Origin of the sequence: Acinetobacter sp. UBA2063 (genome assembly GCF_002333245.1) — a bacterium.
Lineage (GTDB): Bacteria > Pseudomonadota > Gammaproteobacteria > Pseudomonadales > Moraxellaceae > Acinetobacter > Acinetobacter parvus.
Genome location: NZ_DDAH01000130.1, coordinates 1 through 13,419, shown reverse-complemented (window position 1 = coordinate 13,419; position 13,419 = coordinate 1). Strand labels below are relative to the sequence as shown.

Sequence of the window (13,419 nt, the reverse complement as noted above, 5' to 3'; positions counted from 1 at the left end):
TACTTTTTTTAAACGTGGCTGGAAACGCTTTTATCTGAAATGGTATCAAGATAGCCACCCATCAGCTCAACAACTCTGCCCTAAAACAGTCGCGCTGTTGGAAAGTATTCCTTCAGTAAAAGCAGCCATGTTTACTGAACTACCATCTGGTAGTTATCTTGGTAAACACCGTGACCCTTATGCGGGTTCTGTTCGCTACCACTTGGGTTTAGTCACACCGAATAGCGATGACTGTTTCATTGAAGTCGATCAAGAGCGTTATTCTTGGAGAGATGGTGAAGCAACTGTTTTTGATGAAACTTATGTTCATTGGGCACATAATCAAACAGATGAAACACGTATTATCTTATTCTGTGATATTGAACGTCCAATGAAATGGGGTTGGGCACAGAAAGTAAATCATTGGTTCGGACGAAACGTGATGTCTGCTGCAAGTTCACCCAATGATGATCAAGATAAAACTGGTTTCATTAACCGTATCTTCAAATATGGGTATGCTGTACACGCCTATGGTCGTGAATTAAAACAACGTAATCGTCGTTTGTACTATGTGTCTAAATGGTTATTATTCGGCATTATTATTGGTCTAATACTTTTACCTAGCTTTTTATAATCAGTTTTTATAAAAAAAGAGATGCTGAGCATCTCTTTTTTTGACATTAAATATTTATTTGGGCGGCTGAGCACTCGCCGTTTGCACTGCCGCTTCACCGATTAAAGCAACTTTTGCTTTCTCTTGGCTTCTGGCTGATAAAGCAGGATTAGATGCAACGATACGATTAATATTGGCAGAATTTGCAGGTGCAATTGCCGCAGTTTGCAACACGATTGGACGATTACCTATGTCACCGAGAGTATAACGAATACCTGTACGTGGACTAATCACGGTGGTAACTTCACGTTTAACCTGTGCCTCAGCAGTAGTCGCTCCTTTTGCTGCAAGCACTTTATCGACCGTAGTCGTTTGAGGAACGTTGTCTGCAAGTGCAACGCCAGATAATGCAGCACTCGCTAAAATTAAAAGTTGTAATGGCTTTTTCATTGTCTTCCCGCTTTTAATGCGAATCCAATTAAGGAGGATAATTCTCATAATAAAACTACAAAGTTGCTCTAGACACAAGTTACTTCTCGTAAAAAAAGCAGAGCGAATGCTCTGCTTTTTACTTAAATATAAACTAAGGTAAAAATTTAGATCTTACCGTGGCATTGTTTATATTTTAAACCTGAACCACACGGGCATGGCGCATTACGGCTTTCTGGTACTGGAAATACTGCATTTCCAGATAAGCTACCACTCTCTTCAGAAATCGTCACTTCACCTGTTAAACCATCTACATCATCATGTTCAAAAGAAAGACGCATAGATTCAGCTTGACGTTGTTGTTGAGCTTCTAATTCAGCTAACTCTTCTGCTGTCGGTACGTGAACGCGGGATAGATCAGTTACAACATCTGATTTAATAATACCCAGCATATTCACGAACAAATTAAACGCTTCTTTCTTATACTCTTGCTCAGGATTTTTCTGAGCATAACCACGTAAATGGATGCCTTGACGTAGATAATCCATCGCTGCCAAATGATCTTTCCAATGACGATCAAGTGAGTTCAACATAAAGTGACGTTCAAGCATTGCAGCTGACTCATCACCCATTTGCTCACGGCGTTGACGATAACGTGCAATTACTTCATCAGAAATACGTGCGACCAAGCCTTCCTCGTCTAAACGACGATCTTGATCAAGCCATTGCTGAACAGGAAGCTCAATACCTAGATCTGTACGTAGTGCATTTTCTAGACCTTGAATATCCCATTGATCATGAATTGATTCAGGTGGAATAAAGTTAGCAATTACCCCTTTCATCACTTCATGGTGCATTTCCTCAATGTAGGCCTGTAGTGTGCTTTCCGCCAGAATCTCATCACGCTGCGAATAGATAATCTTACGCTGTTCATTATTGACATCATCATACTTCAACAGGTTCTTACGAATATCGAAGTTACGTGCCTCAACCTTGCGCTGTGCATTTTCAATGGAACGGCTCACCATCTTGTGCTCAATGGCTTCATTTTCCTGTAAGCCCATTGCACGCATCATCGCCACCACACGATCACCAGCGAAGATACGCATCAGGTCATCTTCAAGCGACAGATAGAAACGCGACACACCAGGGTCACCCTGACGGCCCGCACGACCACGTAGCTGGTTATCAATACGGCGTGATTCATGACGTTCAGAACCAATGATGTGCAGACCACCCGATGCCAGAACATCTTCATGGTCTTTTTCCCACTGTGCCTGCAAACGTGCTTCATCTTCAGGGGTTGGGTTTTCAATTTTCGCCAGCTTGGCTTTCCAGTTACCGCCGAGCAAGATATCCGTACCACGACCCGCCATGTTGGTGGCAATGGTCACCGCATTTGGACTACCCGCCTGTGCAATAATATCTGCTTCACGTTCGTGCTGTTTGGCGTTCAATACTTCATGGTGAATCCCAGCCTGCAACAGTTTGGCAGACAGGATTTCACTGGCCTCAATGGTGGCTGTACCAATCAGGATTGGCGCAACACCCTGCTGACGGATATTGGTGATTTCCTCAATAATGGCACTGTATTTACCATTACGGTTTAAATAAATCAGGTCATTGTGGTCCTGGCGCACCATTGGACGGTGTGTTGGAATAATCACCACATCCAGACCATAGATTTCTTTCATTTCCGCTGCTTCAGTATCGGCAGTACCCGTCATCCCTGAAAGCTTTTTATACAGACGGAAATAGTTCTGGAATGTTGTGGTTGCCAGCGTCTGGTTCTCAGGCTGAATTTCCATGTTCTCTTTGGCCTCAACGGCCTGATGCAGACCTTCCGACCAACGGCGGCCAGGCATGGTACGGCCCGTGCTCTCATCCACAATGATGACTTCTTCTTTTTGTGACTGTGGATTAATGCCAATGATGTAATGCACGTTCTTTTGATAGAGATAATGGGCACGAATCGCCGCAGTCACATGGTGAACCAGATTCAGGTTGGCTGCTGAATACAGGCTTTCACCTTCCGCCAGCAGCCCCATACGAATCAATTCCTGTTCAACGGTTTCATAACCGATTTCAGTCATTTCAACTGAACGCTGTTTTTCATCGACCCAAAAATGTCCACCATCGGCCACTTTTTCTTCTTTCTGTGGACGTAGTTGCGGAGGAATACTGTTGATTAACTGGTACAGATGGGAAGAGTCTTCACTCTGCCCTGAAATGATCAATGGCGTACGCGCCTCATCAATCAGGATTGAATCCACTTCATCAATGATGGCATAGCTGAGACCGCGCTGTTTTTTCTCTTGCAGAGAAAACACCATGTTGTCACGAAGATAGTCGAAACCAAATTCGTTGTTGGTCCCGTAGGTAATGTCTGAATTATAGGCCTGTGCCTTTTCGGCAGGCATTTGCATGGAGTAAATTACCCCAATGCTTAAACCTAAAAATTCGAATAAAGGACGGTTTAACTCAGCATCACGTTGTGCCAAGTAGTCGTTCACGGTAATGACGTGAACACCCTGACCACTCAAGGCATTGAGGTAAGAGGCCAGTGTACCCATCAGGGTTTTACCTTCACCTGTACGCATTTCGGCAATCTTGCCTTCGTGCAGGGTGATACCACCAATCAACTGCACATCATAATGGCGCATGCCCATGACACGCTTTGCCGCCTCACGGCACACCGCAAAGGCTTCAGGCAATAATTTATCTAAACTTTCACCGTTCTGAAAACGTTGTTTGAATTCTGGAGTTTTTGCAGAGAGGTCTGCATCGCCAAGAGCAGATATCGTCGGTTCCAGCGCATTGATTTGTTCAACAATTTTACGCATGCGTTTGAGCTCACGCTCATTTTTTGTACCGAAGATACCTCCGATCAGACTTGCCAACATGAATAAACTCTCTAATCCTGTTTGTTATAGGGTTTGTCGTAAAGATCAACAAACTCTAGGTCGGTTAATTTTTTCTTGGTTGTTATTATGGAGCCAGAAATAAGAACTACAAGTGCTTTGCATCCAAACAGGTAAAAAAATCTGCGAGGCGATTCTGACAGGCATAACCAAAGAGCGTTAATGTAGCAAATTTGCATTTAAGTTACATCGATTTGCCTATGAAATTCTGATCATTTTTTTATCCTCAACACCTCGCCTATATATGAAAAACTTATAATCAAATAAAAAAACAATGATTTGATTCATATATAAATTGGCGCATAGTAAGAAGACACAGCATCAGATAAGCAGAATGAGGAGACCAAGAATGAGCTTACGTTTAGGTGATATAGCCCCAAATTTCCAACAAGAATCAAGCGAGGGCATTATTGATTTTTATGAGTTTCTAGGGGATGACTGGGGAATCCTGTTTTCACACCCAGCAGACTACACACCTGTCTGTACTACTGAGTTGGGTTATACCGCCAAGCTGAAAGATGAGTTTGCAAAACGTGGCGTCAGGGCAATTGCACTGTCTGTGGATGATGTTGAATCACATAAGGGCTGGATTCAGGACATTAACGAGACCCAGAACACTACAGTGAATTTCCCGATTATTGCAGATAAAGACCGCAAGGTGTCTGAGCTTTATGGTTTTATCCATCCAAATGCCAGCGAAACCTTAACGGTACGTTCCCTGGTGATTATTGACCCGAACAAGAAAGTTCGCCTGATCATCACCTACCCTGCCTCAACAGGTCGCAACTTTAATGAAGTGTTGCGTGTGGTGGATTCACTGCAACTGACTGACAAGCATAAAGTGGCAACACCTGCCAATTGGCAACACGGTGAGGATGTGGTGATTGTGCCATCACTGAAAGATGAAGAGGAAATCAAGCAGCGCTTTCCTAAAGGTTATAAAGCAGTGAAACCTTATTTAAGACTGACACCACAGCCTGAGTAAAAAAATAATGTGTCCAATGCCTACAGCTATTGGACACATTTAAAAGATTTAGACCAATTTTAATTGTTCTGTATTAGTTTGCGTTCGGACTTTGGCGAAATGTAAAACTTCCGATAATCGCGCATTTTTACCCAACCACTCGTAAAAAGTTGATTCGCCTAATAACACATAATGCCATTGTCGTTCTTCTCGATAATCAGCCGATAAATGATTAATTCGTTCACACCATTGCACAGCAGCTTTGAGTTTACGTTGAACATTCGGATGATTGACCTGTTGCTGTGCTTTGGTTTCGACTAAATAGATGTCTTTATCTGTTCGCACTAAAAAATCAGGTGAATAAAATGCAGGCATACCATCAGTATTGATATAACGTAAATGGACAAAATGATGGCGATTCTCACTGACTTTACAAAAGGCTTGGATATTTGAATCTATTAATGCCGCTTCAATAAAGGCTTTTTCCAAGCCACCACTACGAGTCGGATAAGATAAACGCTGATAAATACATTTCTGTACTTCAAGCGAACTGCCCTCTCGCATCGGCAATTTTTCCACTTCGGACAAATGACGGTAATTTATCTGTATTTCGCCTGTAATTTCTGTATCTTCTGCTTGGACTAAGGCTTCAGAAAATATCCGTACAATATGCTGCATTACAGGATCAAGCAGTAAAATCCGCCAATTTTCATCATCCAAAGGTTCAAATGGGATACTAAACAGTTGCTCCCGAATATATTGGTCAATCCAAGCTGTTAAATATACCGTACCTGTTTGTAAATATGGGTTTGCTGCATGATGTGAAACCCGATTACCTTTATTGACAGAATAGTTTAATGCTTGTCCAATTCGCCGAGTTAAACGGCTTAAATAATCATTATAGCCTGCAACATTCATGATAGAACCATCGACCCGATAATCCCCAAATAAGGTACTGGCAAGTAAATCCTGTGATACGAATATATCACCTTTACCAAGCATGTCTTTAAGCTGCTTAATTGGCATGGCTTTAAAACTGGCAAGCTGTTTAACTTCTAATTGATGACTAATATATTCATCTTGTTCCTGCAAAATAAAAGGGATAGCAAAATCATAATCCTGATAATTTTCCACCAATCCAACAGAAATTAAATCCCCGACACTACTTGTACCGTCACTATCTTCGGTAATTTCTCCGACTAAACCATCTTGCATTAAATCATTATAAAAATCCTGAAAAACAGGGTGTTCTACAATAGATAAAATATCCAGCATGTTATTCGGTTCTTGTTTTTGGTTAATACGTTGTCGATTTTCTTTTTTCAATTCGCTATATTCAGCATCACGCCACATTAAACGCAAACCACGCCCAATAGTTTGCTCAAGTAAAATCTGTGCTTGTGAACTGCGTAACGGTACAATCACACAAATATTACTAACATCAAAACCCTCTCTTAGCATCAAAACGCTGACAATGACACGAGGTTTAGCATGTTTATCCACATCAAATAGGCGTTCTCGCACCACTTCCCAGTCTTTTTGTCCCAATTCGGCTTTTTTACCTGAATCAACCGACATCACTTCATCTTCTGCCAGACCCTCATCTTGCAAAAATTGCGTGACCAAAGGCGATACGGTGGTATCTTCACATACCACCAGCATTTTAGGGTGGCGATTGGAGTCAATTTGAGCAAAATCCTGTTCCAGCTTACGTAATTTGGCTAATCCTGCCCGTAGCATTACCCGTTGTCCTTCGGATAAAATCGGATTACCTGAATCATCTCGCTCAGCTTTAAACTCTAGCGGTAACGCGCCAATTTCCTTGCGCTTATCTAAAGCTAACGACTTGACCAACCCTGCTTTCATTGCCATTTTTAAATCAAAATCGACAATAATATGCGGGAAAAATTGTTTTTTCTTATTCTTACCACTACCAATATCATTATATGGCGTGGCTGAAAAATCTACTTGGACAAACTGCCGACCTTTTTTAGCGGCAATTGTAGTTAAACTTTTTTGCCATTCTACTTCTGTGGCTTCACCACCTGATTTTATTTCGTGAATATGATGGGCTTCATCATTAAACACCATCAATTCGGGTAAATCAGCCAAATAATCTAAAACTTTACCACGAGCAAAACGCTTATCTAAAGTATCCAAGCTATTGCCTGCGGTTTTGGCAGGTGTTAAAGGCAAAATATCTTGAATCAACCTTACAGGGTCAATATCTCCCCCTTGTGCAGTCAGTTCTTCTTCCTCCTCTATTTCAGTATTATCCGTCAATAAATGCCAGTTGCTAATCGCTAATAGTCCACCACCTACCGCTTTTAAACCGATATTTTCTTTATCACAGACATTATTTTTTACAAAGCTAAAGATTTTCTCTTGATATTGTTCAGGGCTAAATAATTCAGCATATAACGCCACATCAGAAGTATTAAAATCTCGTTCACCATTTTTAATTTTGCCACAAAAGGCATCAAGTAAACGGTCATAGACAATCAGACCAGGCGCAACAATCATAAAATATCGGGTAAAGCGTTTATCTTCGGAATATTCCTGTTTATTGAGCAATTGCCAGACCATCAGGGCTTGTAACACCCATGTTTTCCCCGTGCCTGTTGCCATTTTTAGGCAATATTTTGGGTGTTGGTGTTTAACTTGGCTAATCTCATGTAAGCGATTACCTGTTAATAATTCATCGGGAACAACTTGTTGATATAAATCTTGTAAATGCCGTGCCTGTAAAACTTCATGAGCATAAATGCTATTTAAAATCGCCTGTTTTTGCCCTTGATGAAAATTAAAACGTCTAGCCGCACAATAATCCTGATGAAACCAAAATTTTAATAATTCTGCGGTCATGGGCGTAACCATATCGAGAATATCAGCGACACCTTGCTCTAAACCAATACAGAGCTGTTGAACAGTTTTGGTGAGCTTTTCGGCTAAAATAAGTTGGCTATTTTCACTGTTTTTGGCGTTATTTTTCATTCTGCCAACTCCTGCACCACTTCCGCTTCAAAACCAAACACATCTACCGCACGGATACACACTTTACGTTTACCTTGTTTATGAGGAATATCTAAAGTGGTTTGGGTCGTTACTCGTAAAGGGTCGCCATCATTATCGGTATTGCCCCGATAATCCTGCCATATTGAACGGAACACTTGACCATCATAATCAGGATCAATTGCCCAATATTCAATTAAAGCCAATGGCTCTTTATTCATCACCTTTAATAATTTTTCTCGGTTCTTTTCATCTAAATTAATGGCTTCGGGCGACAATAAAACATAGTTGTCCAGTTGAATGGTTAAGCGTTCATTTTCTGCCAAGATGTTACGTTGAATTGGTTTCACGGTGAGATATTGCAAACTGGCAAAACGTACACTATTTTTTAACTTTTCCAGACTGCCTTTCTTCTTTAATCTATCGAGTAAATCAGGCGGAATCACTAAAACTTCTAATCGCTCATCATTTAAAGCGGTAATATATTGAGCAATCGCAGGCTCAAAGTTCCAACCTAAAACGATCACTTTATCCCATCCACCCATTAAGTTATCCCGCAGGGCAATCGCTTTATTTAAGGTGGCAAGTCCTGTCATTTTGCTTGGACTATCGGCTAAAACTAAAGTTTTACCAATCCGTCCTAAATTTCGGTTCGGGTTATCTTCGGGGGCTAATGGTAAAGCACCATATAACTGCACCACGATTTGAGCTAAATCCCCTATACGGAATTTACTGCGTCCAAATGCAGCTTTGGCAGCTTCAATTTGATAATCGCCAATCGCTTGATATAAAAATGGTTTGGCATTTTGGTCAATTAAACGCTTTCGCATAATCATACAGGCAGGTTTACCTATATCGGATGTTATCCAACGTCTGCCTAAGCGTTCGGCGACGGCTGCGGTTGTCCCTGAACCACCGTTAAAGTCAGCAATTAGGTCATTTTCACTACTTGATGCTTTTATTATTCTTTCAAGTAATAATTCGGGTTTCTGAGTAGCATAACCTGTACGCTCAGTTACTCCTGATTGTAAACTATTTATATCAGTCCAATAGTCTTCAGGAATTTTACCCTCATCTAAATAATATTTATAATACCTTGTTTCACCATCAGAATTTTTTGTACCATAAACTAATCTATAAGGTCTATTATTTTCATCTACTTCTATTCTTCCACCAAAACTGGTTTTCCCTGACTTCATTTCAATTTTTATATTATCCGCATAAAAATTATATTTATTTATATCTTTAGAGTAGAATAAAATAGTATTATGTTTACGACCAAACATCTTTTTTGATTTTGCTCCTTGAGAAAAACACCAAATTATTTCATTTAAAAGATTATCTTTCCCAAAAATTTCATCTAAAACTATCTTTACATAATGCCCCACATGCCAATCTAAATGCACATAAATTGAACCTGTATCGCTGAGTAACTCACGCATTAAAATCAAACGTGGGGTAATCATTTCCAAATACGATGCTGTGCCGTTATGCCACATATCAGAATAAGCAAACTGTTCAAACACTGTGGGACGTTGTTCTAGTTCTACATCAGGCAAAACAACTTTGGTCCGATAATCCGCTTTAGAATCAAAAGGCGGGTCGATGTAAATTAAATCAACTTTTCCTCGTAGGCTTGGCGTGTGTTCATCGCCTGCCAAAAGTGCAGCCATGGCTAGCAAATTATCACCATAAACCAAACGATTAACCCAATCTTGTTGCCCTCTGTGCTGTTGGCGTTGTTGGTTATAAATCCAATCATCCATTACACTGTCTTTGGCAGGTAACACCCATTCACGAGTTTGTAAGCTAACCCGATGTTTCCCTTCTAGGCTTTCTAAGATTTGTTCCGCCTGTTTGCGTCCCTTTGCCACAATTTCGGGCAGTTGTTCCAAAAGTGTTTTTGCCATTTTCTAAAGTTACATTAATTACTAAACCATAGTTTAGTTTAAAGATGAACTAACAGTAAAGCCGTTAAACTATAGTTTAGTTATCACTTTATTCTTAGAGGCATGACTAGTGAAAAGCTATTATTTGCCCAACGCCTGATTGCAGCTATGCAAGCTCAAGGCTATCAACCTAAACCTGCCATTTTGGAAAGGGAATTCAACTTGCGTCATTTTGGTGAACCTGTAACATTGCAGGGTGTACGTAAATGGTTAATTGGTACAGCTATTCCCTCAGCAGACAAACTACTTACATTAGCTAAATGGCTAAATGTTCCACCTGAAGAATTAGCATTTGATAAAGATATGCAAAAAGCAATTGAACAACGAGAAATTAATTGGCAAGAAGAGATCGGCTATAAAGATAAAGAGATTTTTGAAGCATTTCTAGCACTTCCAACACCACAAAAAAAGATCGTTCGTGAAGTTATCGTAGCGTTTGCTAAAGCCTATATAAATACAGAATAAGCTTAACTTCTTTTTTACAAAAAAGATTGTGGCCTCTAAGTCATTCAGTTATAAAAATAACTTTCTAATACAGAATGAAAAATCACCATGATCTACAATATCCATCATCTCACTTGTGGCAGCTTCTGCCCTGTTTGCGCCCCTATGTTTGGACAAAAAGGCTGGAGAGCCCATTTAGTCTGCCACTGTCTACTGGTTGAGACTGATCTGGGGCTGGTCCTGATTGATACAGGTTTGGGTACACAAGATTATTTACATACTCAACAACGTCTAGGCTCATTGCTGACCAAATTCGGCACGATTGTGCCCGATATTCATTTGAGTGCTTTCCACCAGATTCAACGGCTTGGTTATAGTCTGGATGATGTAAAACACATTTTTGTTTCACATCTTGACTTTGACCATGCAGGCGGAATTTCGGATTTTCCAAATGCAACCGTGCATGTATTGGCATCTGAATTTAATGCCACTCAATCTTTATCACTCAAAGGGAAAAATCGTTATAAAACAGAACAGTTTAAATATCATCGTTACTGGAATTTTGCTGAACAGGCTGATGGTGAAGCTTGGTTTAATTTAAAAAGGGTTCAAGGTCTTCCTTTTTTCCAAGATGAAATATTGATGATTCCATTGATCGGTCATACGCTTGGACATAGTGCGATTGCAGTCAAAAAACAGGATGGCTGGATTTTATTCTGTGGAGATGCCTATTTTTCCCATTTGGAACTCAACCCTAAAAACAGGTTAAGAGCATTGGACTTTACAGAACGATTACTGGCTGAGGATAACCAACAACGTTTACACAATCTGAAGCACTTACAATATCTGGCTCAACATGAACCGAGTATTGAGTTAATTTGTGCACATGACCCAGTTGAATTCAATCGTTACCAATAATATGCATAAGATACTGATTACTATTACTTTCATATCATCCCTAAGCTTAGGTGGTTGTATGAAACATTCAAGTCTGGAGGAGCATCAAAGGCCCCAGCATTGGGGAGCACTGATTTCAGATACACATAATTTTTACCAGATCAGTCCTGATGTTTTTCGCAGTGAACAACCCAGCAACCAGTTAATCCCTTTCCTGAAAAAACATCAAATTGGCACTGTCCTCAACCTGCGCGCAAGAAATGAAGATGCCAAGGTTTTAAGAGATCAGCCTTTTAATCTGGTACACATTCCAATCAATACTTGGGCAATCAATCGTAAAGACTTGTTAGAAGCAATGCGTGTTATTCAAACTGCTAAACAACAAAACCAGAAAATCTTAGTGCATTGCTATCATGGTTCTGACCGCACAGGCGCGACCATTGCCATGTATCGAATTATTTTTGAGCATTGGGCAATTGAAGATGCGGTTAAAGAAATGAAACAAGGAGGATACGGCTATCATATCATTTGGAAAAATATTGACCATCTTTTCACCCCTGAAAATGTAAAATGGATTCAACAACAACTTTCAAATCCAGCACCTATTTAGATTACGAGATGCACTTTAGATTAAATCCAATTTTTAGAGAGATAGATGTTGGGGGTGTAAGATTTGTTTCTTTAATTTTGGATTTTATGCATTTTTTATTGGGCTTTAAAAAACCTAATTTTATAAGTTGAATGGTAAGCTAAGAAATACGAACTAACTTGAAGAATTGGCAAAAACAGAGTTACTAAGTAATAGTTTAAAAACTTCAGAATCACCACCATCGCTATCCGTGACCAATAAAAATACCTCACCATCAGATGTCGACTCTAGCCATGTAATTCCTTCTACTTTAATAGCAAGAGTTTGTTCTTTCGAATCCTGAATCAAATGTGTATATAAAATTTTACCCTCTGGTGAGAAAATTAAAATAAAACTGCCTAGCACTGCGCCATCATCATAAGTATTTAATGTTTGCTCAACCGCAGCGGTGGCGATAATTAGATTTTTCTCCACCAGAAAATAAGCATCAGAAATACCACTTGCTGCCCCTTCAAGCTCTGGTCATGTAAGATTAAATGAATTTTTCAGCGAACTTTCTAATGATTTTCCATTTTGAAGTTTTATTAAATCAAAGACTAAAACACCATGAAAACGATTAATATTGCCACGTTGAAAGATGTATAAATTGTTTTGATCTGAACAAACTGCTTCTATATTGAGATCAGCGCCACCAGTCAACGCCAAACAATGTTCTAAAAAATCATAATCCGAGGTATCAAGTAAAACATGAACCTGATTATTAACTGGATTATACAATAATGCTTTTTTTCGATTTTCTGTAGAACCTGAACCCATCACTAGTAACTGAGGTTGTCCATCGAAGCGAATACAGCTAAGCGCTTCAAAGTCTGGTTTAGTTTTTTTACTAAACATCCTCAGAGTCGTATATTCAGAATGTTCAAATAATGGAATTTTTTCAAAATTAGTCGCACGATTGATGTTATTTTTTCGATCGGTTTTGAGTAAGTACCCCACATCATCTCCAACCAAGTAGAGATCATCTCCCACACAAGCCGCGCCAGAAAGCGCACTAACACTCGAATCCTCTGAAAATATAAAGTGTTCTAATATCTTAAACCCGCTACTCATATTGTACTCACTGCCCGCAGAAATAGAACACTTGTAACAAGGTCAAAACCAGACGCTTTCCAGCTTTGATCTAGTCGTTTATCTTTTGTTATCGCTGATCAAGTGGAACCCAATCAATCACCCACGCTGATTTCATATTTAAACTTTCATCAGAGGTAATTTTTTTACGTGCGGCATCAGCAGTCTCACGATCTTTGGATGGCCCCACCATAATCCGAATTCCCTTGGAAGTCGGGCTGGTGGTGACTTTATAACCTTTGGCGCGCAACTTGGACACCACTGTATCGGCGTTGGCCTGGTTTGCCGCCAACGCCACCTGTACCATCCAGTTTTTGTCACCATTTTCCAGAAGCTGACGGGCTTTTTCAGCCTCAGCCTTTTTCTTGGCATCTTCCTCAGTTTTACGTTTCTTTTCTTCAGCCGCTGCTTTCTTCTCTGCTTCAGCCTTGCGCTTGTCTTCCTCAGCTTTTTTATCCGCTTCAGCCTTGCGTTTTTCTTCAGCCGCTGCTTTC

10 protein-coding genes and 1 pseudogene are annotated in these 13,419 nt (G+C 40.1%); 5 read left to right on the top strand and 6 right to left on the bottom strand.

Features of this window, described 5'->3' with window-relative positions; genetic code table 11:
- Positions 1-613: aspartyl/asparaginyl beta-hydroxylase domain-containing protein (locus B4H32_RS06030; protein WP_286800896.1), on the top strand; the 613-nt coding region annotated here is incomplete at its 5' end.
- Between the two features lie 54 nt (positions 614-667).
- Here B4H32_RS06030 and B4H32_RS06025 read toward each other — a convergent pair.
- Both B4H32_RS06025 and secA read right to left on the bottom strand, forming a co-directional pair.
- Complete coding sequence (locus tag B4H32_RS06025) at positions 668-1,042, bottom strand: hypothetical protein (RefSeq protein WP_286800895.1); 375 nt, start codon at positions 1,040-1,042, stop codon at positions 668-670.
- A gap of 146 nt (positions 1,043-1,188) precedes the next feature.
- Positions 1,189-3,924, bottom strand: coding sequence for a preprotein translocase subunit SecA (gene secA / locus B4H32_RS06020; RefSeq protein WP_286800894.1), 2,736 nt, complete (start codon positions 3,922-3,924; stop codon positions 1,189-1,191).
- A 367-nt stretch (positions 3,925-4,291) separates the two neighbouring features.
- Here secA and B4H32_RS06015 point away from each other — a divergent pair, with 367 nt between their 5' ends.
- A complete protein-coding gene (locus B4H32_RS06015) occupies positions 4,292-4,927 on the top strand; it encodes a peroxiredoxin (protein ID WP_286800893.1) in 636 nt (211 codons plus the stop codon).
- Between the two features lie 48 nt (positions 4,928-4,975).
- Here the strand turns inward: B4H32_RS06015 and B4H32_RS06010 are convergent, their stop codons facing one another.
- Positions 4,976-7,900: a DEAD/DEAH box helicase family protein gene (locus B4H32_RS06010; protein WP_286800892.1), complete on the bottom strand. Its 2,925-nt coding sequence runs from the start codon at positions 7,898-7,900 to the stop codon at positions 4,976-4,978.
- Positions 7,897-9,828: a site-specific DNA-methyltransferase gene (locus tag B4H32_RS06005; protein WP_286800891.1), complete on the bottom strand. Its 1,932-nt coding sequence runs from the start codon at positions 9,826-9,828 to the stop codon at positions 7,897-7,899. Before B4H32_RS06005 ends, B4H32_RS06010 begins: the two co-directional genes overlap by 4 nt.
- Before the next feature lie 102 nt (positions 9,829-9,930).
- Between B4H32_RS06005 and B4H32_RS06000 the strand changes: the two genes are divergently transcribed.
- The 3 genes from B4H32_RS06000 (at position 9,931) to B4H32_RS05990 (ending at position 11,818) form a co-directional block, all read left to right on the top strand.
- A complete protein-coding gene (locus B4H32_RS06000) occupies positions 9,931-10,332 on the top strand; it encodes a helix-turn-helix domain-containing protein (protein ID WP_004762009.1) in 402 nt (133 codons plus the stop codon).
- Between the two features lie 87 nt (positions 10,333-10,419).
- Positions 10,420-11,229: an MBL fold metallo-hydrolase gene (locus B4H32_RS05995; RefSeq protein ID WP_286800890.1), complete on the top strand. Its 810-nt coding sequence runs from the start codon at positions 10,420-10,422 to the stop codon at positions 11,227-11,229.
- A 1-nt stretch (position 11,230) separates the two neighbouring features.
- Positions 11,231-11,818, top strand: a complete 588-nt coding sequence (locus tag B4H32_RS05990; protein WP_171055706.1) for a dual specificity protein phosphatase family protein — start codon at positions 11,231-11,233, stop codon at positions 11,816-11,818.
- A gap of 153 nt (positions 11,819-11,971) precedes the next feature.
- On the opposite strand, the pseudogene B4H32_RS05985 reads toward B4H32_RS05990, so the two are convergent.
- Positions 11,972-12,907 (bottom strand): annotated as a pseudogene (locus tag B4H32_RS05985) (DUF6929 family protein).
- An 88-nt stretch (positions 12,908-12,995) separates the two neighbouring features.
- The coding region (locus tag B4H32_RS05980; RefSeq protein WP_286800889.1) for an SPOR domain-containing protein at positions 12,996-13,419 on the bottom strand (424 nt) is incomplete at its 5' end.

Bases quoted from the DNA above. Each gene is read 5' to 3' on its own strand.
- B4H32_RS06025 (WP_286800895.1), bottom strand. From the start codon at position 1,042: ATGAAAAAGCCATTACAACTTTTAATTTTAGCGAGTGCTGCATTATCT.
- secA (WP_286800894.1), bottom strand. From the start codon at position 3,924: ATGTTGGCAAGTCTGATCGGAGGTATCTTCGGTACAAAAAATGAGCGT.
- B4H32_RS06015 (WP_286800893.1), top strand. From the start codon at position 4,292: ATGAGCTTACGTTTAGGTGATATAGCCCCAAATTTCCAACAAGAATCA.
- B4H32_RS06010 (WP_286800892.1), bottom strand. From the start codon at position 7,900: ATGAAAAATAACGCCAAAAACAGTGAAAATAGCCAACTTATTTTAGCC.
- B4H32_RS06005 (WP_286800891.1), bottom strand. From the start codon at position 9,828: ATGGCAAAAACACTTTTGGAACAACTGCCCGAAATTGTGGCAAAGGGA.
- B4H32_RS06000 (WP_004762009.1), top strand. From the start codon at position 9,931: ATGACTAGTGAAAAGCTATTATTTGCCCAACGCCTGATTGCAGCTATG.
- B4H32_RS05995 (WP_286800890.1), top strand. From the start codon at position 10,420: ATGATCTACAATATCCATCATCTCACTTGTGGCAGCTTCTGCCCTGTT.
- B4H32_RS05990 (WP_171055706.1), top strand. From the start codon at position 11,231: ATGCATAAGATACTGATTACTATTACTTTCATATCATCCCTAAGCTTA.